General features: G+C 72.9%; 23 protein-coding genes and 2 pseudogenes. 17 read left to right on the top strand and 8 right to left on the bottom strand.

The genetic code is table 11. The annotated features are described in order from the left end of the window. Positions 1 to 519, bottom strand: coding sequence for an SRPBCC family protein (locus ACLB9X_RS04465; protein ID WP_410358890.1), 519 nt, complete (start codon positions 517 to 519; stop codon positions 1 to 3). Between the two features lie 282 nt (positions 520 to 801). Here ACLB9X_RS04465 and ACLB9X_RS04460 point away from each other — a divergent pair, with 282 nt between their 5' ends. From ACLB9X_RS04460 to ACLB9X_RS04420, 9 genes are all read left to right on the top strand, one after another. Next, on the top strand, positions 802 to 1,101 hold the full coding sequence (locus tag ACLB9X_RS04460) for a gas vesicle protein (protein ID WP_410358889.1): 300 nt from the start codon (positions 802 to 804) through the stop codon (positions 1,099 to 1,101). Positions 1,102 to 1,168: 67 nt separating this feature from the next. Continuing rightward, positions 1,169 to 1,597 (top strand): gas vesicle structural protein GvpA, encoded by a 429-nt coding sequence (locus ACLB9X_RS04455; protein WP_410358888.1) that lies wholly within the window; start codon positions 1,169 to 1,171, stop codon positions 1,595 to 1,597. A gap of 3 nt (positions 1,598 to 1,600) precedes the next feature. After that, positions 1,601 to 2,314: a GvpL/GvpF family gas vesicle protein gene (locus ACLB9X_RS04450; RefSeq protein WP_410358887.1), complete on the top strand. Its 714-nt coding sequence runs from the start codon at positions 1,601 to 1,603 to the stop codon at positions 2,312 to 2,314. A gap of 24 nt (positions 2,315 to 2,338) precedes the next feature. Beyond that, positions 2,339 to 2,593 (top strand): gas vesicle protein GvpG, encoded by a 255-nt coding sequence (locus tag ACLB9X_RS04445; RefSeq protein WP_410358886.1) that lies wholly within the window; start codon positions 2,339 to 2,341, stop codon positions 2,591 to 2,593. Positions 2,594 to 2,750: 157 nt separating this feature from the next. Then, on the top strand, positions 2,751 to 3,197 hold the full coding sequence (locus tag ACLB9X_RS04440) for a gas vesicle protein (RefSeq protein WP_410358885.1): 447 nt from the start codon (positions 2,751 to 2,753) through the stop codon (positions 3,195 to 3,197). Further along, positions 3,194 to 4,030 (top strand): GvpL/GvpF family gas vesicle protein, encoded by an 837-nt coding sequence (locus ACLB9X_RS04435; protein ID WP_410358884.1) that lies wholly within the window; start codon positions 3,194 to 3,196, stop codon positions 4,028 to 4,030. Before ACLB9X_RS04440 ends, ACLB9X_RS04435 begins: the two co-directional genes overlap by 4 nt. After that, entirely contained in the window at positions 4,027 to 4,227 is a 201-nt protein-coding gene (locus ACLB9X_RS04430; RefSeq protein ID WP_410358883.1) for a gas vesicle protein, read from the top strand. The genes ACLB9X_RS04435 and ACLB9X_RS04430 overlap by 4 nt, the downstream gene beginning before the upstream one ends. After that, complete coding sequence (locus ACLB9X_RS04425) at positions 4,160 to 4,585, top strand: gas vesicle protein K (RefSeq protein WP_410359137.1); 426 nt, start codon at positions 4,160 to 4,162, stop codon at positions 4,583 to 4,585. Before ACLB9X_RS04430 ends, ACLB9X_RS04425 begins: the two co-directional genes overlap by 68 nt. Positions 4,586 to 4,847: 262 nt before the next feature. After that, positions 4,848 to 5,222 carry a VOC family protein gene (locus ACLB9X_RS04420; RefSeq protein WP_410358882.1) on the top strand — a complete coding sequence of 125 codons (375 nt, stop codon included), beginning with the start codon at positions 4,848 to 4,850 and terminating at the stop codon, positions 5,220 to 5,222. A gap of 213 nt (positions 5,223 to 5,435) precedes the next feature. On the opposite strand, the pseudogene ACLB9X_RS04415 reads toward ACLB9X_RS04420, so the two are convergent. After that, positions 5,436 to 6,474: pseudogene (locus ACLB9X_RS04415) on the bottom strand (LacI family DNA-binding transcriptional regulator). 590 nt (positions 6,475 to 7,064) lie between these two features. Here ACLB9X_RS04415 and ACLB9X_RS04410 point away from each other — a divergent pair. Next, a complete protein-coding gene (locus ACLB9X_RS04410; protein WP_410358881.1) occupies positions 7,065 to 8,084 on the top strand; it encodes a BtrH N-terminal domain-containing protein in 1,020 nt (339 codons plus the stop codon). Between the two features lie 77 nt (positions 8,085 to 8,161). Here ACLB9X_RS04410 and ACLB9X_RS04405 read toward each other — a convergent pair. The 3 genes and pseudogenes from ACLB9X_RS04405 to ACLB9X_RS04395 all read right to left on the bottom strand — a co-directional run. Next, a pseudogene (locus ACLB9X_RS04405) lies at positions 8,162 to 8,308 on the bottom strand (alpha-L-fucosidase); the annotation flags it as partial. Between the two features lie 44 nt (positions 8,309 to 8,352). Continuing rightward, positions 8,353 to 8,916 carry a rhodanese-like domain-containing protein gene (locus ACLB9X_RS04400; protein ID WP_410358880.1) on the bottom strand — a complete coding sequence of 188 codons (564 nt, stop codon included), beginning with the start codon at positions 8,914 to 8,916 and terminating at the stop codon, positions 8,353 to 8,355. A 129-nt stretch (positions 8,917 to 9,045) separates the two neighbouring features. Then, entirely contained in the window at positions 9,046 to 9,621 is a 576-nt protein-coding gene (locus ACLB9X_RS04395; protein WP_410358879.1) for a potassium channel family protein, read from the bottom strand. 205 nt (positions 9,622 to 9,826) lie between these two features. Here ACLB9X_RS04395 and ACLB9X_RS04390 point away from each other — a divergent pair, with 205 nt between their 5' ends. The 4 genes from ACLB9X_RS04390 to ACLB9X_RS04375 all read left to right on the top strand — a co-directional run bounded on the left by ACLB9X_RS04390 (position 9,827) and on the right by ACLB9X_RS04375 (position 14,468). Continuing rightward, on the top strand, positions 9,827 to 10,261 hold the full coding sequence (locus tag ACLB9X_RS04390) for a hypothetical protein (protein ID WP_410358878.1): 435 nt from the start codon (positions 9,827 to 9,829) through the stop codon (positions 10,259 to 10,261). Positions 10,262 to 10,513: 252 nt separating this feature from the next. Further along, entirely contained in the window at positions 10,514 to 12,616 is a 2,103-nt protein-coding gene (locus tag ACLB9X_RS04385; protein ID WP_410358877.1) for a SpoIIE family protein phosphatase, read from the top strand. Between the two features lie 166 nt (positions 12,617 to 12,782). Beyond that, positions 12,783 to 13,253 carry a cation:proton antiporter regulatory subunit gene (locus ACLB9X_RS04380; RefSeq protein WP_410358876.1) on the top strand — a complete coding sequence of 157 codons (471 nt, stop codon included), beginning with the start codon at positions 12,783 to 12,785 and terminating at the stop codon, positions 13,251 to 13,253. Between the two features lie 3 nt (positions 13,254 to 13,256). Then, positions 13,257 to 14,468 (top strand): cation:proton antiporter, encoded by a 1,212-nt coding sequence (locus ACLB9X_RS04375; RefSeq protein ID WP_410358875.1) that lies wholly within the window; start codon positions 13,257 to 13,259, stop codon positions 14,466 to 14,468. 244 nt (positions 14,469 to 14,712) lie between these two features. Here the strand turns inward: ACLB9X_RS04375 and ACLB9X_RS04370 are convergent, their stop codons facing one another. Next, complete coding sequence (locus ACLB9X_RS04370; protein ID WP_410358874.1) at positions 14,713 to 15,444, bottom strand: 2OG-Fe(II) oxygenase; 732 nt, start codon at positions 15,442 to 15,444, stop codon at positions 14,713 to 14,715. A gap of 97 nt (positions 15,445 to 15,541) precedes the next feature. After that, positions 15,542 to 16,447, bottom strand: a complete 906-nt coding sequence (locus ACLB9X_RS04365; RefSeq protein WP_410358873.1) for a LysR family transcriptional regulator — start codon at positions 16,445 to 16,447, stop codon at positions 15,542 to 15,544. Between the two features lie 127 nt (positions 16,448 to 16,574). Here ACLB9X_RS04365 and ACLB9X_RS04360 point away from each other — a divergent pair, with 127 nt between their 5' ends. Further along, positions 16,575 to 17,279: a type 1 glutamine amidotransferase domain-containing protein gene (locus ACLB9X_RS04360; RefSeq protein WP_410358872.1), complete on the top strand. Its 705-nt coding sequence runs from the start codon at positions 16,575 to 16,577 to the stop codon at positions 17,277 to 17,279. 6 nt (positions 17,280 to 17,285) lie between these two features. Here ACLB9X_RS04360 and ACLB9X_RS04355 read toward each other — a convergent pair whose 3' ends face one another. Next, the gene (locus tag ACLB9X_RS04355; protein WP_410358871.1) at positions 17,286 to 17,687 is read right to left on the bottom strand and encodes a VOC family protein; all 402 of its coding nucleotides are present in this window, start codon (positions 17,685 to 17,687) and stop codon (positions 17,286 to 17,288) included. Between the two features lie 482 nt (positions 17,688 to 18,169). Between ACLB9X_RS04355 and ACLB9X_RS04350 the strand changes: the two genes are divergently transcribed. After that, the gene (locus tag ACLB9X_RS04350) at positions 18,170 to 19,015 is read left to right on the top strand and encodes a VOC family protein (protein WP_410358870.1); all 846 of its coding nucleotides are present in this window, start codon (positions 18,170 to 18,172) and stop codon (positions 19,013 to 19,015) included. Positions 19,016 to 19,086: 71 nt separating this feature from the next. Continuing rightward, positions 19,087 to 19,767, top strand: coding sequence for an HAD family hydrolase (locus ACLB9X_RS04345; protein WP_410358869.1), 681 nt, complete (start codon positions 19,087 to 19,089; stop codon positions 19,765 to 19,767). Positions 19,768 to 20,069 lie beyond the last annotated feature (302 nt).

Below are 20,069 nucleotides of genomic sequence, written 5' to 3'. Positions count from 1 at the left end.
TCAGCCGACGGGCCAGTGAGGGACCCGGCTTCTGGGCGGTTCCGGCTCCAGGGGCTGGACGTGGCCGTCGTGGATGACTCCCCGCCAGGCTCCGCCTTCCTGTCCCAGCCCCTCGATGAACTCCTTGAAGTGACCGAGTTCGGCCCGGACCACACGACGCGTGAATCCAGGGGCACGGGTGAGGCGGTCCCGGACGGTGTGCGGCTCGACGCTCATGCGTACCAGGACCGCGGTACGGTCCGATGCCGTCGCGCGGAACGACACCTCACCACGGTGGCCGGACCGCCGGCCCAGGCTCCGCCAGGCCACGAGGGAGTCGGGCACCTGCTCCACGATCTCGGCGTCGAACTCGTGCCGCAACGGACCGACCCCGATCACCCAACGGGTGAGATTGGGGCGGACCTGCTCGACCTTCTTCACCGCGGACATGAACCGCGGGAAGCTCTTGAACTGCGTCCACTGGTTGTAGGCGGTGCGCACCGGCACCGCGACTTCGATCGTCTCTTCGACGGTGTACATGGCCCCACCTGTTCTCGGGCGCTGCTGATCTCAGTGTCACCGCCTGCCCGCGGGGCCGCCATGTGAGGCCACGCACCGTTACCCTCGGCTACCGCGCCGACCGGTATCGCTCTGCCTCGCGCCCCCGGGGGGTATCTGAGCTGGTACGCCACGAGTCGGTGGCGACACGTGCCGGACATCGCCGCATAGGTTCCCTTCTCACGGGCACGCGCATCGAAGCCACGGCGGACGGCCGAAGGCCCACGCCGGGACACGACTTCCGAGGCGCGACAGGACGGGATGATGAACACTACGGACGGCAACGGCGGTTCGGCCGCCGAGAAACGGATCGAGGTTTCCACGGCCATGCGCCGTGCCTCCGACCAGCTCGCCGAGTTGCTCCGGTGCGAACCCGGCGCCGTTTCCGCGCTGCGCGCCACCGATGAGGGGTGGCGCGCCGACGTGGAGGTCGTCGAACTCGAAAGAGTCCCGGACACCATGAGCGTCATGGCGTCCTACCGCGTCGAACTCGACGCCGACGGCCGACTCGTCGCCTACGAGCGCAGGCACCGGTACGCGAGAGGCCGCATCGACCGCCGCTGAATCCACGGGACCCGGCCCGTCCGGAGACCGACCGGGTCCGAACCAGCTCATCGGATGGAGTTCTGCTGTGACTGTCGTCCAGCAAAGCAATGCAACGACCAGTGGGAGCGGCTCGGGAACCCTGTACGACGTCCTCGAGCTCATCCTCGACCGTGGGCTCGTCATCGACGCCTTCGTGCGGGTCTCCCTGGTCGGGATCGAAATACTCAAGGTCGACGTGCGCGTCGTCGTCGCCAGCGTCGACACCTACCTGCGGTTCGCCGAGGCGTGCAACCGGCTGGACCTCGAATCCGGGCGCAAGGCGCCCACCCAGCTCACGGAGATCGTCGGCGACATGACCGAGAACGGTGCGAAGGGCAAGTCGAAGGGCGCGCTGAGCGGAGCGGTGGAGGCCTTCACCGACACGATCAAGGGCAACCACGACGAACCCGAGGAGGAGCCGCGCAAGCGCTCCACCCGCAAGACCTCCCAGTCGTCCCAGAGCAGGGGGGAGTGACCGGTGCCCACCTATGTGTACGCCATCACCCGGGCCGACCACCCACTGCGCCTGGACGGTGTGTCCGGCGTCGGTGACCCGCCCGCGGACCTGCGCACGGTCACGGCGCAGGACCTCACGGCCGTGGTCAGCGAGGCGCCGCCGGGCCTGCGGGCCAAGCGCCGCGACGTGATGGCCCACCAGAACGTCGTCGAGCGGCTCATGGACGACGGTGCGACCCTGCCCATGCGCTTCGGCCTGCTCGGCCCCGACGACGACCAGGTGGCCGCCGTCCTCGAACAGGAGCAGTCCGGCTACCGCGAACGGCTCGCCGAGCTGGAAGGCCACGTCGAGTTCCATCTCAAGGCGTCCCGCGACGAGGACGACCTGCTGCGCGAGATCATGAAGCAGAACGATGAGATCCGCCGGCTCAACGAGCGCACCCGGGACGACCCCTCGGCCCACCAGGAACGCGTGGCGCTCGGTGAGATGGTCTCCGACGCCGTCACGGCCCGCCGGCAGAGCGAGGCCGACGAACTGGTGGCCCTGCTGGAAGGGGCCGCCGCGCGCACCGCACGGGGCGAGGCCGCCACGAGCGTCTTCCTCAACGTGTCGTTCCTCGTCAGGGACGAGGAGGCGGCGGCCTTCACCCGGCTCGTCCGGGAGGAGGCGGAGCGGCGGGGGACGACCTACCAGCTCACGCTCACCGGGCCGCTCCCGCCGTACAGCTTCGTATGACCGTCCCGTCGGAAGGGGTCAGCCGTGGGGCTCGTCACCGGCCTCCTGACGTTCCCGCTCGCCCCCGCGCGCGGTACCGCCTGGGTGCTCGACCAGGTCGTACTCGCCGCGGAACGCGAGTACTACGACCCGGAACCGGTGCTCAGGGAACTGGCGGCACTGGAGCGGGACCTCACCGGCGGCCGTATCGGGGCCGAGGAGTTCGACCGGCGGGAGGACGAACTCCTCGACCGGCTGGAGGCGATCGAAGCCCACCGGCGCGGAACGCGCGGCCCCTGAACGGGGCCGCGCGGCCCGGTGACCCGCCGCGCGACGCGGCACCGAGACAAGGAGGGATGCGGACAATGACGGACAACGCCGGGCCGGGCGCAGCCCCGGCAGGGGATCGCACCACGTCGCCGGGCGAGGCGCAGGCGGTGCGGAGGGGACGGACACCGTGACCCACCCGCTCACCGGCCGCGCGGCCGCTTCCCCGTACGGACAGCAGGGCTCGTCGACCAATCTCGCCGACATCCTGGAACGCGTCCTGGACAAGGGCGTCGTCATCGCCGGCGACATCCGGATCAACCTGCTCGACATCGAGCTGCTGACCATCAAGCTCCGGCTGCTCGTCGCCTCCGTCGACAAGGCGAAGGAGATGGGCATCGACTGGTGGGAGCACGACCCGTCGCTGTCCTCCCGGGCCGCGCCGCCGCGGCAGGCCGCCCCGGGCGGTCCCCGGCCCGCCGTGGTGGAGGCCGCACACGACGGGCAGGGGGGCCTGGCGGACGAGAACGAGCGGCTGCGCGCCGAGCTCGCCGCGCTGCGGGCCGCGGCGGGACTGCCCGGCGCGGCCGCCGGCACGGACGGGCACGCCACCACCGAAGGGCGGGACGAACAGTGAACACAGCGGCCGACACCCCGCCGGTTCGCCGGATCGCCGACGAGCTGTCGTACGTGTACGCGGTCGGCCGGGACCACGACGCGCTGCGGCGCACCGCCGCGCAGCTCGCCGGTGTGGACGACCGGCCCGTGCGCGTGGTGTCCTGCGTCGGCGGACTCGCCGCCCTCGTGTCACGCGTACCGGCCGCCGCGTACGGCGAACACGGCCTGAAGGCACAGCTGGAGGACCTGGCCCGGCTCGAGGCGGTCGCCCGTGCCCACCACGCGGTGGTCGACGCCGCGTTCGCGACGGCGACGGTGCTGCCCATGCGGCTGGCCACGGTGTACCTGGACGACGAGCGCGTGACCGCGATGCTGTACGAACGGCACCACGAGCTCGACGAACTGCTCCGACGGCTCGACCGGCACGTCGAGTTCGGGGTCAAGGTCTACGCCGACCCGAGCGGCGCCGCCGTGCCGGAGACGGCCGGGTCACCGGCGGCCGAGAGCCCCGGGCGCGCCTACCTCCAGCAGCGGCGGGCGCAGCGGCGCGCGGGACGGGAGGCCCACCGGGCTGCCGCGGCCGCGGCCGCAAAGGCCGCCCCGGCCGTCCGCGACATCGCTCCCGAGCGGGTGGTGCACCGCCCCCAGCAGGGCGAACTATCCGCCCGGAACGGGGAGAACGTCGCCAACGAGTCCTACCTCGTGCCCGCGGACCGTGCCGACCTGTTCCGTACGAGGCTGGAGGGCATCGTCCGTGACACCCCGGGCGTACGGCTCGAGGTCACCGGACCCTGGGCCCCGTACTCCTTCGCGACCCCCGTCGCCGGCTCCGGCTCCGGCTCCGCACGATGAGCGCCGAGCCGGACCGGTGGGGCTCCGGCGGGGCGGGCCCGCCGGTCGCTCTCATCGATCTGCTGGACCGCCTCCTCAACGGAGGAGCGGTCCTCACCGGCGACCTCGTCCTGTCCGTCGCCGACGTGGATCTGGTGCACATCAATCTCCGCGCCGTCATCCGGTCGATCACGGCGGACGAGCCGGGCCCGTGGTGAGGCGGACCCGGCACCCGGCGGGCCGGCCCGCACGGTCACACCCGAGGAGGACCCAGTGAGCGGCGAAGCCCGCGCGACGCCCCGGCGTCTGGAGACGGATCCGGAGACGGTGGAACGGGATCTGATCAAACTCGTGCTCTCCCTCGTGGAGTTGCTGCGGCAGCTGATGGAGCGCACGGCACTCCACCGCGTCGACGAGGGCGACCTGAGTGAGGACCAGGAGGAACACATCGGGATGACGCTGATGATCCTCCAGGAGCGGATGACCGAGCTGTGCGACCGCTACGACCTCACCATGGACGACCTGAACATCGACCTCGGCCCACTCGGCTCCCTGCTCCCGCCGCCGGGCGGCTGAACCGCCCTCGCAGGACAAGTGCCGTGCAGGCTCCGGGACTTCGCCGCGAAACCCGGTTGTCGTAGCCGGGCGGATCACGTAACGTCCCCGGACATGAACACCGGACCGGCGTCGCTGCGCCACACACGGACGGGCGATCCGGTGGAGGGCTGATCGCTCGGCGGGTGCCGGGAAGGCACCCCCTCCCTTCGGCACGCGGACCTCCCGGTGCTTGCGCACCGCGAGTCCCTTTTTCGTGCCGAACACCAGCGAGGTCAGCCGTATGCCAGTCACCTTCAACCACACCATCATCGCCGCCAAGGACCGCGCCGAGTCGGCGCGGTTCTTCCGGGAGCTGCTGGAACTCCCGGAAGCACCGTCCTGGGGTCTGTTCACCAACATCCAGCTCACCGACGGCGTTCTGCTGCAGTTCGCCGAGCCGCCGGTCGAGATCCAGATGCAGCACTACGCGTTCCTGATCGACGACGAGCTGTTCGACCGGGCGTACCGCCGTCTGTGCGACGGCGGCATCGTCCACTGGGCCGATCCGCAGATGCGGCGCCCGGGCGAGATCAACCACGGGCACGGCGGTCGAGGGGTGTACTTCAAGGACCCCGCGGGCCACGCGATCGAGCTGATCACCCGCCCGTACCTGTAGCCCGACCAATGCCCGGCCGGCCCCCGCCACGGGGTGCCCGGCCGGGCACCGGGGCCACCTCTTCGCAGGCGGCCACGGTGTTCCCGTCCGCCTGGTCCGGTGCCGCCGCCGGCTGCCCGTCCACCCCGGCCGGTGCCACCGGCAGGCCTCGCCGGTGCCGCTGCCGGGCCCGGTGCCACCGCCCGTTGCCCGGCGGCCGGCCCTGGCAGGGGATCACCGCCCCGCCGGGTCCCGGAGCGACGACGCGCGGGCGATCACCTGCGGCTCGGGCGCCGTCGCCACCGTCGCGGCGGCGTCCCCGCGCAACCGGCCGAGCAGCAGCTCCACCGCGTCGGCCGCCGCCCGGTCCAGGTGCAGGTCGACGGCCGTCAGCGGCGGCTCGCAGGTACGGGCGCGCAGACCGTCGTACCGGGTGACGACCATGACGTCGCCCGGGACGGTGCGCCCGCTGTCCCGGATCGCCCGGACTGCGCCCACCGCGAACGCTTCCACCAGGGCGCACACCGCGTCGATCCGGGGGTGCTCGGCGAGCAGGGCCGCGCACCGCTCGTAGCCGGCCTGTTCGCCGCCGGCCTCGGGCGCGGTCGCCACGATCGGCACCCACCCGCGCTCCTTCGCCACCCGCTCGAAGGCGGCGCGCGCGTCGACCGCCGAGTGCCGTGCGCCGGAGCCGATGATCATGGCCGGCTGCCGGGCCCCCTGCTCGTGCAGATGGGCCAGCAGCAGCTCGGTGACGAGTCCGCCGCGCAGATCGACGTACGGCGCGTCCTCGTCCGGCGACACGGGCCGGCCGAGTGCCACGTACGGCAGCCCGCGCTCCTTCAACTGCCCCGCCGCCGCGTCGTCCACGTCGGGCTCGACGACGATGGCCCCGTCGATGTCGACCGAGTAGCGCGGACCCGGACTGCACGGGCGGCACGAGGACCAGCGCGTAGTCGTGCAGCAGCGCGCTCTCGGCGGCGGCGGCCGCCACCTCCATGTAGAACCCGAGCCGGGACGGGCCTCCCGCCACCGCGAACGGCATGGACGAGGCGAGCGCGATGGCCCTGGCCTGCCCGCGCCGCAGCCGCTGCGCCCGCAGGTTCGGCCGGTAACCGAGCTCGGCGGCAACCCGCTTGATGCGTTCCCAGGTCCGGGGGTCGACCTTGCCGAGCCCGTTGAGGGCGTGCGAGACCGTCGTGCGCGACACCCCGGCGACCCGCGCGACATCGGCGATCGTCGGCGGCCTCGGACCGGAACCGGAACTGGGCATCTGCGCGGACGCTCCTCGCATGCTGAGGACGGGTGACATCCCTATCTTCGCCGAATCGCCGCGGCGGCCGTCCCGGGCCCCCGGGGACGGCCTCCGCAGGCGAACCCTTACGACCCCTGCGTCAGCGGCTCGATCCACACGGAGCGGTAGCACACCTTGTCCCCGTGGTCCTGGAGGCGGATGGCGCCCGCCGTCGGCCTCTCGGGAGCGCCCGCACCGGTCGGGCCGGTGATCGCGATGGCTGTCGCGGACCTGTCCGGCCTCCCCAGCTCGGACGCACCCGCGTCATGTGTCCGCGGATCCTAGCGACGTTCAAGGGGGCGGCGTCCACGGGCCGTGGCGGTGACCAGGGCCGGTTCCGTGTCCGGCGGTGCGAACGGACGGTCAGTCCAAGAGGGGGTGTGACGGAAATCGGAGCCCTGCGGGTGATGCGGTGACACGCATACGATGCGGGGGGCCGGGCTGCGATCCCCACAAGCAGAAAGGTGGGGCCGCCGACCCGGAGAGCGTTCGTGGGCACGGGCGCCAGAAGAGGCATCGCAAGAAGAGCTGACGACCCTGCTGATCATCCCCGTCCAGGAAAGCATGACATGGCCATGGTAATTGACATCGATGCCCGCGGTACGCAGCACTGCGAGACGACGGCACTGGGGGTGCTGCTGCGGCACCAAGGACTGGAGCTGTCCGAGCCCATGCTCTTCGGCCTCGGCTCCGGTCTGTCCTTCATCTACTGGGACAGCAAGAACATGGGCTTCCCCTTCCTCGGGGGGCGGGTCAAGCCCTTCGCCCTCACCAGGAACCTGGCCACCGAACTGGGACTGAAGCTCCTGGTTCGGGAGACCACTTCGCCCCGTAGGGCTTGGGAGAACGCGGTCGCCCCCATTGACGCCGGTCAGCCCGTCGGACTGCAACTCGACAGCTACTACTTGGACTACTTCGCCTCGAAGGTGCACTTCGGGGGTCATGTCGTCGCCATGTACGGCTACGACGACCACGACGCCTACCTGGTGGACACCGACCAGCAAGGCGGAACGGTGTCGACCAGCCTGACCAGCCTCGCTCAGGCCAGAGCCGCGCGCGGCCCGATGGCCGCCAGGCACCGGTCCTTCACCCTCACCGCTCCGAAGAAGCTCTCCTCCCCCCACGACCGGATCGTTCCCGCCATCACCGCCTGCGCCGACGCCTTCCTCAACCCGCCCATCGCCAACCTCGGCCACCGAGGCATCGAGAAGGCCGGCAAGCTGGTGCGCACCTGGCTCCAGCGGACCGACAACCCGCAACGGGACCTGCCGCACGCCGCCCTCTTGATGGAGAAGGCCGGTACCGGCGGCGCCCTGTTCCGCAACCTCTACCGCGACTTCCTCGTCGAATGCACCCAACTGCTCGACAGCAGCGACCTGCGCACCGGCCACCGGCTGTACACCGAGGCAGCCACCCTGTGGACGGAAGTCGCAGTACTGATCACCGAGGCCGGTAATTCGGGCAATGCGCGGTGCCTCGCGCAGGCAGGCACCATCCTCGGCGAGCTCTCACGCATGGAGCGCGAGGCCATGCAGGCGCTGAGCCGCCTGGGCGGCAACGCGTGGCCACACGCCGACCGCGGCGGCTGACGCCCCGGGGGGCTGGTGCGCGGGCGCGCGGTACGGGCCGGGCCCAACTCCGGCCCGTACACAGCCGCATCGCGGCAGTCGCGGCCCGTGCCCCGGTACACGTCGAGTTCGCCGTCGAGTTCGACGGCGAGCACGGTCGCGTACTCGTCCGCGTCCCGTGCCGACGGAGTGTCGATCATCCAGGTCACGCCCGGCACGTCGCCGAGCCCGCCGATGACGCGGTGCGCGCCGTCACACCGGACGGCCCCGGGTGACGGCGCGCGCCCCCTCACGCCGTCAGCGAGGCGATCGTGGCGTCGAGATCCGCCTCCTTCGGGCGGTTGTGGGGCAGCTTGGCCAGGACGTGGGCCATGCCGCAGGTGTCGGTGAGGGCCGAGAAGACGAGCCCGCCCGCGATGCCCGCGGACAGCAGCCGGGCCGCGGGCCGTACCCGGCCGAGGGCGAGCCCCGCCAGGACCAGCGAGCCGGCCGCCAGCCGGACCTGCCGCTCCATGGCCCACGCGGTCCGCGCCCCGGCCGGCCGGTGCAGGTCGTGACCGAGCTCGGCCCAGCTGTTGGTGCCCCCGGCCAGCGTCGACGCGGTGATGCCGTGCCCGGCGAGGGTGTCGCACGCCTGGGCGGAGCGGGTGCCCGAGGCGCAGACGAGCAGCAGATCCCCGCGCTCGGCCGCGGTCTTCAGCGCGGGCAGCGCCCGGTCCAGACGGTCGAGCGGGATGTTGTGGGCGCCGGGCAGATGGCCGGAGGCGTACTCGCCCGGTGTGCGCACGTCGATGACGGTCAGCTCGTGCAGCCGGGGGCGTGCCTCGGAGGCGGTCAGGGAGGAGCTCGGCATGGTCGGTTCCCTCTTCGTTGTCTTCCTGTGTTCCTGCTCGGACGTACATCCCACTGAACCAGGTGTCCAGGGGGTGTCCGGCGCCGGGTGCCGTGGGCCCGGGCCGGGATCCGCCGGAGAGCCGCTGACCTAGGAAGGCCCGTCCGAGGGGACGTCCCGGCTCTGCGCCATCCGTTCGCCGAGCCGCCCGCGCAGTGTGCGGGTGAGCGCGGTCGTGGCCGCGGTCAGGAAGACGAACGTGTAGAGGATCTGCACCATGGTCACCACGCGTGCCGTCTGCCCGGAGGGCGTGATGTCCCCGTAGCCGACCGTCGCCAGGGTGGTGACCGTGAAGTACAGGGCGTCGATCCGGGTGGTGAGACCGTCGAACTGGCCCGGCTGCTTGGCCAGTGCGTAGTACGCGCCGGCGAAGATCGTGACCGACAGGCACATCAGCAGCGGGATCACGATCCCGGGCCTGGCCCGCGTGCCGCCGGCGACGACCTCGCGGACCTGAACGAGCATCAGTACGCCGACACCTGCCAGCGCCAGGACGAAAAGCGTCCAGCTCGCGACCGGGCGGCGCGGGCCGATCTCGTCGAGCGGCAGTACGAAGTACGCCGAGGTCATGGCGGTCACGGCGACGACAGCGAGTAACCGCCACCGTGCCGGCGCCGAGCGGCCCGCGCCGCCCGGCGCCTGGCGCGGACTCGGTGTGTCCGTCATGGTGCCTCCCGGAGCCGGCGTCCGCACCAGTCAACGCCCGTGCCGCCCCGACACGCCCCATGTGCTGCGGAAACCGGGTGAGACCGGCGCTCCCGCGGCCGGCCGCCGTCACCCGTCCGGATTCCTCCGCATGGCGCACGGGACGGCGCCGCCGGACGCTCGAAACCTGTGCGCATCCGCGCACCGGAGAACGCGAGGAGTGATCATGAGCCAGCAAACGCCGCCGGTCGGCGCCACACCGCCCGCACCGGAACGGACCGAGGGGTGGGTGACCGGCGGAGTCGTCTTCGCCGGCGTCCTGATGCTGTGCGGCGGCGTCCTCGCCGTGTTGCAGGGCATCGCGGCGATCGTCGAAGACGGCTGGTACGTCAGGCTCGGCGACTACGTGTACCGGGTCAGTCTCACCGGCTGGGGCTGGATCCACCTCATCATCGGGGCCCTCGTCGCGGTCACCGGCGCCGGGGTGCTGAAAGGCGCCGAATGGGCCCGGCTCACCGGCATCCTGCTCGTCTCGTTGAGCCTGATCACCCAGTTCCTCTTCCTGCCGTACGCGCCGATCTGGTCGGTGGTCGTGATCGCGCTGGACATCTTCATCATCTGGGCGCTCGCCGCCTACAGGAGCCCCCGCCGGGCCCTGTGACCCGCGATGCCCGCCCCCGGCCCGGCGAAATCCCCGTCATCGAGGCCGAGTTCACCCTTGCGCCTCGCCCGCCGGGCCGGGTGCGCGGCGCGGGCGCCGGGCGCGGACCGGGCGCGATCCGCCGCGACGGATCGGTCCGAAGGGCTGCGGTGCACGCCGGTGCGGAGAGAATATGGGAGGTATCCCGTCATCCGGTGTGAGGACGTGAGCGAACGGCCGTGCCTGTGCATCGTGACAGGGGAAGGAGCGATTGTGGGCAGCGCTGACCTGTTCCGTGCGGGCCTCGCAGCACCCCGCCGTACGGACGCCGCGCTGTCGCCGCCGGGCGGGCTCATGGACGTGCTCGCGGTCGCCGCCGTCGTCCTCGACTCACAGGGCCGCATCGTGCTGTGGAGCCCGCAGGCGGAGCAGCTCCTCGGCTACACCGCACAGGAGGCACTGGGGCAGTACGCCGCGCAGCTGCTGGTCGCCGACGAGCACTTCGACCTGGTACTGAGCCTGTTCCAGCAGGTCATGGAGAGCGGGCAGGGCTGGGAGGGCGTCTTCCGCGTACGGCACAAGGACGGCTCCACCCGGCTGCTGGAATGGCGCAACATGCGCTTGCAGGACGACCTCGGCGGCTACTACGCCCTGGGGCTCGCCACCGACCAGGCCACCCTGCGCCGCGTCGAACGCGACCTGGCGCTGTCGGTGCGCCTGGTGGACCAGTCCCCGATCGGGCTCGCGGTGCTCGGCAGCGACCTGCGGTACGTCGCGGTCAACCCCGCCCTGGAACGGATCGGGGGGCGGCCCGCCGGCGACCTCATCGGCCGCAGCGTCCGGGAGACGCTGCCGTTCGGCGACGCGGACAGCCTGGAGGCCGCCATGCGCGAGGTCCTCGCCTCCGGTGCGCCGCTGCTCGACCGCCACGTCCTCGGCCGGGTCCCCTCCGACCCGATGGGTGAGCGCGCCTGGTCGGTGTCCCTGTACCGGCTGGAGGACCCGGGCGGACGCTTGATCGGGATCGCCCTCTCCGTCGTCGACGTCACTGACCGGCACCGCGCGGCCACGGAGGCGGAACGCGCGCGCCGGCGCCTGGCCCTGGTCGCCGACGCCTCCGTACGGATCGGCACGACCCTCGACCTGGAGCAGACGGCCCGCGAGCTCGCCGACGTGGCGGTGCCCGAGCTCGCGGACGTGGCCGCCGTCGACGTCCTCGACAGCGTTCTCGCCGGCCCCGACGACCACCCGGACCGCAGACCCGGCGACGGCCCGCTGCTGATCCGCGCTCTCGCGGTCGCCGCCGCCTACCCCACCGTCGCCGTCGACGCCGCCGACCGCCCGGGCGAACTCGCCCGGTACGACGCGGGGCGCCTCGTCACCCAGTGCGTCAACACGGCACGCCCCGTCACGATCCCGCGACTCGGCGAACACGACCTGCACGACATAGCCCGCGACAGCAGGGCCGCCGGAATCCTCGCCGAAGCCGGTGTGCACTCCTACATGGCCGTGCCGCTGATCGCCCGGGGGGAGGTCCTCGGGGCACTCGACCTCAAACGGGCCCGCAATCCCGACCCGTTCACCGAGGACGACGTCCTGCTGGCGACCGAGTTCGCCTCGCGCGCCGCCGTCTGCATCGACAACGCGCGGTGGTACCGCCAGCAGCGCCAGACCGCGCTCACCCTCCAGCGCAGCATGCTGCCCGCCACGCCCGAGCATCTCGTCGGACTCGAAGTGGCCTCCCGCTACCAGCCGGCACGCGCGAACAGCGAGGTCGGCGGCGACTGGTTCGACATCATCCCCATGGACCGGGAATGCACCGCCCTGGTCGTCGGTGACGTGATGGGCAGCGGGATCAACGCCGCCACCGCCATGGGCCGGCTGCGCACCGCCACCCAGACGCTCGCCCGGCTCGCCCTGGACCCCGCCGTCGTGCTGCGCCACCTCGACGAGATCACCGCCGGACTCGACCCGTACATCGCCACCTGTATGTACGCCGTGTACGACCCGCACCGCGCACAGTGCTGCATCGCCAACGCGGGCCACCTGCCCCCGGTCCTGGTGCGCAGCGGGTGCGCGCCCCGGCTGCTCGACCTGCCCACCGGCACCCCGCTCGGCGTCGGCGGCGTCGGCGGCGTCGCACTGCGCAGCATCACCGTCGGCATCGACCCGGGGGACGTGCTCGTCCTGTACACGGACGGCCTGGTCGAGACGCGCGACCAGGACATCGACGCCCGACTGGACATGCTGCTCGGCCTGCTCCAGACCGCCGACGCCACGCTGGGGGAGACCTGCGACCGGCTGCTGCACGCCCTGCGCCGGCCCGATGCCCCGGACGACGTCGCGCTGCTCATCGCCCGGGTGACCGGCTCGTAGCAGCGGCTCGCCCCTGCTGCCGCGCCGGCGCTCCACACATCCGCGGGCCGCGCCGCGAGGCGGGGATGACACGATGAGGGAGCGGTGTCGCGCCGATCACCGCACCTCCCCCGTAGGCAAGCACGACGCGAACGAACAAGGAGGACGGGCCGTGCCCGCTCCCCGGATGAGCACGACACCCCTGCCAGGCATCGGAGTCCAGTACGACCTCACCACCCGCGAACACCGGCACCTGTCGGTCATCGCCCACCGCGACGGCACCCGCTCGGTGAACGTCTACCGGCCCGACGACCCCGATGCCTGCGCGCAGTCCCTGCACCTGACGAGCGCCGAGGCGGCGTCGCTCATCGACGCGCTGATGCCCGACCACCACAGCTCCAACGTCCTGCACACCACCGACCTCGGTCTGGTGGCCGAACGCGTCGAGCTGTCGGCGCACTCGGTGTGGAACGGCCGTGTGATGGGCGAGATGCGGCTGCGCACCGAGACCGGTGTCTCGGTGGTGGCCGTACTGCGCCGGGCCGAGGCCATCCCCTCGCCGGGGCCGGACTTCCGGCTGGCCGGCGGGGACACGCTGATCGTCATCGGCACCCGTGAGGGCGTCGAGGCGGCCGCGGCGATTCTCGGACAGGAGTGACCCGTGCACTCCGCGGTCTTTCTCATCGAGTTCGGCGCGATCATCCTCGGCCTGGGACTGCTGGGCAGATTCGCGGGGCGGCTGCGGTTCTCGCCGATCCCGCTGTACCTGCTCGCCGGTCTCGCCTTCGGTACGGGCGGTCTGCTGCCCCTGGGCGCGAGCGAGGAGTTCGTGGCGATCGGCGCCGAGATCGGCGTCATCCTGCTCCTGCTGATGCTCGGCCTCGAGTACACGGCGACCGACCTGGTGTCCAACCTCAGGACGCAGTACCCGGCCGGCCTCGTCGACTTCACCCTCAACGCCCTGCCGGGCGCGGCGGCGGCACTGCTGATGGGCTGGGGCCCGGTGGCTGCCGTCGTCCTCGGCGGCGTCACGTGGATCTCGTCGTCCGGCGTCATCGCCAAGGTGCTCGGTGACCTGGGCCGGCTCGGCAACCGGGAGACCCCGGTCATCCTCAGCATCCTGGTCCTCGAGGACCTGGCGATGGCCGTCTACCTGCCGATCATCACCGCGCTGCTCGCCGGCGTCGGTCTCGCCGCGGGCAGTGTGACGCTGGCGATCGCGCTGGGCGTCGCGGGCGCGGTGCTGTTCGTCGCCGTCCGCTACGGGCGGCTGATCTCACGCTTCGTCAGCAGCGACGACCCGGAGAAGCTGCTGCTGGTCGTGCTCGGCCTCACCCTGCTGGTGGCGGGCATCGCGCAGCAGCTCCAGGTCTCGGCGGCCGTCGGCGCGTTCCTCGTCGGCATCGCGCTGTCCGGGGAGGTGGCCGAGGGCGCGCACACGCTGCTGAGCCCGCTGCGTGACCTGTTCGCCGCGGTGTTCTTCGTCTTCTTCGGGCTGCACACGGACCCGTCCAGCATTCCGCCGGTGCTGCTGCCCGCCCTGGCGTTGGCCGTCACGACGGCCCTCACCAAGATCGCCACCGGCTACTGGGCGGCGAAGCGCGCGGGAGTCGGCCCCAAGGGACGCTGGCGTGCCGGCGGCACGCTGGTGGCGCGCGGCGAGTTCTCCATCGTCATCGCGGGGCTCGCCGTCTCGGCGGGGATCCAGCCGTCGCTGGGTCCGCTGGCGACGGCGTACGTCCTGATCCTGGTGGTCGTCGGCCCGCTGACGGCCCGTTACACCGAGCCGGTCGGGCTGTGGCTGACGTCCCGGCGCCGCCGGCCCGTCGCCGAGCCGGTCCCCGAGCCGGCCAAGGTGGAGGTCCGCGACTGACACCCCGGGCCTGCCCCGGCGGTGGCGGCCCGGGCCCCTCGCCCGCGGCCGCCACCGGAGGTTGCGCGCACCCGTCCCCTCGCCCGCGGCCGCCACCGGAGGCTGCGCGCACCCGTCCCCTCGCCCGCGGCCGCCACCGGAGGTTGCGCGCACCCGTCCCCTCGCCCGCGGCCGCCACCGGAGGTTGCGCGCACCCGTCCCCTCGCCCGCGGCCGCCACCGGAGGTTGCGCGCACGGGCGCGTGTCACGCCGCGTCGTGGAAGACCAGGCCCAGCGAGCGGCGCAGGCCCGAGCGGACGGTGCTCACGCCGTGCCGGACCGCTCCGGCGGACCAGCCGCGGCGGGTGGCGACCGGACGGTCCCGGGTGGTGAAGACCAGCCCGTGGCCCTGCTCCAGCACGCGGACCGTGCCGCGGGACTGCGCCCGGGGCCGCTGCTCGACGAGGAGGAACTCGCCGCCCGTGTAGTCGCGGCCGTAGGCGTCCAGACCGATGACGACCTGCAACGGGAAGACCATGTCGCCGAACACGTCCCGGTGCAGGGCGTTCCAGTCGCCCCGCTCGTACCGCAACAGGATCTGCGCCGACCGGTCCTGGCCCGCGGCGTGACACATCGCGAGCCACTCCTCCAGCGTGTCGGGCCACGGCGCGGGGCGGCCCAGGCGTTCGGCCCAGTCGCGGGCGACGCCCAGCAGGTGGGGATAGAGCGCGGCCCGCAGCTCGGCGACCGGCTCGGGCAGCTCGTGCGTGAAGTACCGGTACGTCCCCGAGCCGAAGCGGTGCCTCGCCATGTCGATCGTGCTCCGGAACAGCTCCTCGCGGTCGTACAGGCGGGTGATCGCCTCGCACTGCGCGTCGGTGAGCAGCCGCGGGGTGAGCGCGCAGCCGTGTTCGTCCAGCTCCTGTGCGAGAGAGGGCCAGTCGGCGGCGTCCACGCGCCGGTGCGGCGTCGTGCGGGCGGCGGTCGTGGTGGTCATCGTTGTACTCCGGGGTCCTGTCGCGTCCTCGTGTCCGCTCTCCAGACTGCGACCGGGCGTCCCGCACGTCCGGCGGAAATCGGACGTCGCTGTCGCCTCAGAGCGCGCCCCACAGGTGGGCCCTGGTGCGCAGGTGGTCGTGCACGAGCGCGAGCGGGGGGTGGACCAGGGCACCCGCGCGGACCGCGAGGTAGAGGGTGTTGAGCGGTGGCGCGTCCGGTTCGTGCAGGAGCTCCACCGAGCCGGCGGCGACGGCCGGTTCCGCCAGGTAGCGCGGGAGCGTACTGACGCCCGCCCCCGCGACGACGGCGGCGAGCACGGCCCGCAGATCGGGGACGGTCACCGCGATGCCGTTCGGCGGACGCCGGCCGAATTCGCTCAGCCAGTAGCGCCTGACGATCGGCAGATCGTCCGCGTACGCGACGAGCGGCAGATGGGCCAGCGCCCTCACCGGGTCGGCCGCGAGCCGCACGGGGTCGATGCTGCGGGCCAGCGTCGGCGGCCCCACCAGGACGAACTCCTCGTCGACGAGCGGTGTGGCGGCGATCTCCTGCTGCGTCGGCCGCACGGCGGACACCACCAGGTCGACCCGCCCCGCCGACAGCGCCTCCAGCAGGTCCGCCGCCAGCCCCGGCGTCACGTGCAGGCGCAGCCCGCGCGTGGTGAGGGGCGCCAGCGTGGGCAGCACGCGCAAGGCCATCAACTCGGCGGCGCCCGCGATGCGTACGGTGCCGACATGGGCGGCGCCCTCGCCCGAGGTGTCCAGCGCGGCGCGGAGCTCGTCCAGATGCGTGCCGATCCGCGCGGCGAGGTCGGCCGCCCGGGCCGTGGGCGTCGCCCCCTTGCGGGAGCGTACGAACAGCGGCTCGCCGAGCTCCTGCTCCAGTCGGGCCAGCTGTCCGCTGACCGCGGGCTGGGTCAGGCCCAGTCGTTCGGCCGCGGCGGAGAGGGAGCCGCAGCGGTAGATCTCCAGGAACGTCGAGAGCAGATCCAGCGCGGGCACGCAACACTCTTTCCATAAGGGAACTTATGACGGCCATGATGCCCGCGGATGGAGTCGGGTGAAAGCTGGTGTTGTCCGCTTCGAGGCCTCGAACAACCGACATCCATCAGTGAAGGACCCATTCCTCATGTCGAAGATCCTTATGGTCGTCTCCGGTGCCGACAGCCTGGAACTGGCCGACGGCTCCAGTCATCCGACCGGCTTCTGGGCGGAGGAGGTCGCCACGTCGCACGAGGTGCTGCGCGCCGCGGGTCATGACGTGACCATCGCGACGCCGGGCGGGGTGCGGCCGACCCCCGACCCGATCAGCCTGGACGCGCGGGGCGGTGTCGAGGAGGCGGACGCCCGCCGCTTCGCCGCCTACCTGGACGCCATCGACGGCGAACTCGGCGCGCCGCTCGACCTCGCCAAGGTCTCGGCGGACGACTACGACGCCGTCTACGTCCCCGGCGGCCACGCGCCGATGACGGACCTCGCCGACAACGCCGACCTCGGCCGGCTGCTGAACGACGCGGACCGCGGCGGCAGCGTCGTCGCCGCCCTGTGCCACGGGCTCGCGGCGCTGCTCAGCGCGCGCCGGGAGGACGGCTCGTTCACCTTCGCCGGACGGGAGGTGACCTCGTTCAGCGACGAGGAGGAGCGCCAGGGCGGGCTCGGTGACCGGTCGCCCTACTTCGTCGAGTCGCGGCTGCGCGAGCTCGGCGCGAAGGTCACGACCGGCCCCGCGTGGTCGAGCACCGTGGTCGAGGACGGCAACCTGATCACCGGCCAGAACCCGCAGTCGAGCGCGGACACGGCGCGGCGCGTGGTGGGCGCGCTCGCCGCGCGCTGACACGGCTCAACCGGTGCGGGCGCCCGCGCCGGGGGTGGGCTCCAGCGTGAAGGAGTGCCCGGCCGGGTCGGCGTAGACACGCGCATGACCCGGACCGGGCCCGGTGCCGTTGTCGACCGGCACCGCACCGAGGCTCACCGCCTCGCGCTCCGCCGCGTCCAGGTCGCCCTCCGCCACCCGGATGTACAGGTGCGACTGCTGGGAGTCCTCGGGGCGCGGCCAGCTCGGGGGTGCGTACCCGTGGTCCCGCCGCACGGCCAGCACCACGCCGTCCCGCCCGGCCACCTCCACGAGGTCCGGATCGTGACCGATGCGGACCTCGGCGTGGAGCAACGCGGCGTAGAAATCGGCGAGTTGCCGGGGCTCGGCCGAGTCGAGGACGAGGACTGCTGTCTTCGTAACCGTCATGCGGTCCGCCTACCCCGGCGACTGCGCCGCACACGACGGGGCGGGCGGGCCGCGCCCCGTGCCGGGCATCACCGCCGTCGCGGCACCCAGGCCCCAGGCCGGGGTGATGCCGAGCTGCGTGAAGACGGTCGCGCGGCAGCGACGAGCCGGGTGTCCACCCGCGGCGTGTCGGCGCCGACGAAACGGGCGTGCACCGGCGTCGCGACACCCCAGACGGCGGGCACGGTCTCGGGGCGGGTGCCGGGCGTCGCGGGGTTACCGATCCCGCGAGTGGGGCACCAGCAGGGCGACAGTCGGTGCGGTGGCACCGGCCGGTGGAGGTGCTGGACGGTGCGGCCGTGGTGACACGGTCACCTGCAGTGATCACCGGGCTCGCCTCCTGCCGCCGCACGGAGGAACATGGGTTCCGGGACGCGGCCCCGCCAGGTGCCGCACGTCCCTGCGACAGGCCCCAGCCGAGCCCACGACAGCCGGACATGGTGATGAACGACAAGACGACCCCGGCCCGGTCCGCGACCGCCGCGCAGAGCGCGGCCGTGTTCGGCGCGCCCTGCTGGGTCAGCCTCATGGCCCGCGACCTCAAGGCCGCCCAGGACTTCTACGGGGCGGTGCTCGGATGGAAGTTCCGCAAGGGCAGGCTCGGTGAGGACTTCAGCGTCGCCCTCTCCGACGGCAAGCCCGTCGCCGGAATCGGCGCGCTCGCCCCACGCCTGACGGTCGCGGTCGCCTGGACCCCCTACTTCGCGGTCCAGGACGCGGACGAGGCGGCCGGCCGGATCAGGGAACGCAGCGGAACGGTCGCCGTCGGCCCCCTCTCGCTGGCCACCGGACGCGGCGTGCTCGCCGCGGACCGCGACGGAGCGGTGTTCGGCATCTGGGAGGGCGAGGTCGTCAGGGACTGGCCCGCCTGGCGGGACCACGCGCCCGCCTGGATCAGGCTGCTGGCCAGGGACGCCTTCGAGTCCGCGATCTTCTACGGCGAGATCCTCGACTGGGCCTCCGACCGCGCAGGCTGCTGCGAGGTCAGCTACGCGGAGGACGCGGTCCTGCTCCACCGGTCCGGACACGTCCTCGCCCGGCTCACCTCCGGTGCCGACGGCACCGCGATCAACCCCCTGCTGCATCCGCGCTGGCACGTCCACTTCGCGGTGAAGGACGTCGAGGAGACCGCCCACACGGCCCGCAGGCACGGCGCGACGCTGCTCGGCGAGCGCTCCACGGCACGCGGGAAGGAGGCGAGCCTGCGCGACCCCGACGGGGCGATCTTCACGGTCAGCTCGGTGGACGACGCGGTACCCGGCCCCGATCCCTCCCTCGTCGGCCCGTAGAGCGCCCGCCGGTGCCGCAGAGCGGAGAAGGACCCGTACCGCAGCAGTCGGCAGACGCAGGAAGGGCCGCCATGGAACGAGCCGCTGTCTTCGACGTGGACGGGACCCTCGTCGACACCAACCACCTGCACGTCGTCTCCTGGTGGGAGGCGTTCCGGCAGGCCGGCCACCGTGTCGCCATGCACGACATCCACCGTGCCGTCGGCCTGCCCGGCGGCGACCTCGTCGCCCACCTGCTCGGCGACGACCGCGACCGCGACCAGGACGACGCCGTCAAGGCCGCGCACCAGGCCCTGTACGCCGCGTACTCGGACCGGCTGGCGCCCCTGCCGCAGGCCGGGCAGCTGCTGCGCACCCTTTGCCGTTCCGGCTGGACCGTCGTGCTCGCGACCTCGGCGTCCGGGACCGAGCTCGCGGCCCTGCGGCGGGCCGTCGACGCGGACGACGCCATCAGCGCCATGGCGAGCGCCGACGACGTCGCCCAGGGCAAGCCCGCGCCCGAGCCGGTCCAGCAGGCACTGGAGCTGGCCGGGGTGCCCGCCGAACGAGCCGTCTTCGTCGGCGACACCGTGTGGGACATGCGGGCCGCCCGGCGCGCGGGCGTCCTCTGCGTCGGTCTGCTGTGCGGCGGCATTCCCCGGGCGGACCTCGTCGAGGCGGGCGCGCACGCGGTCCACGACGACCCGGCGGATCTGCTCAGCGCCCTGCACACCGGCCCCTTCGCCGAGATCGCCCGCCGCACCACGAGCTGAACGCCGCGCGGCCCTCGTCAGCGCGCCGGCGACCGCGCCCACAACGCGTGCCGCGCCAGGCCGCCCGATGGACGCGCCCGGGTCGGCGCGCCCGGTGCTCCCGCCCGTGTGCGCCCGGTGACGCGCCCACGCGTACGCCCGGCAATGCGTGCCCCACCCGTGCCCGGCCGTGTGCGCCCGCGCCCTGCACGCCGGCGGTTCGCCGAGATCACACGCCGCAGCACGCACGCGCGCGGCCTCGTCAGTGCACCGGTGCCTCGCACCCGGGCCGGCGCGCCGTACGCCCTGTGACGCGCCCGCGC

The organism is Streptomyces sp. 5K101, assembly GCF_046506645.1.
In the GTDB taxonomy this organism is placed as follows: domain Bacteria; phylum Actinomycetota; class Actinomycetes; order Streptomycetales; family Streptomycetaceae; genus Streptomyces.
The sequence above is the reverse complement of the archived record's forward strand: the minus strand, read 5'-3'. Positions and strand labels throughout refer to the sequence as shown.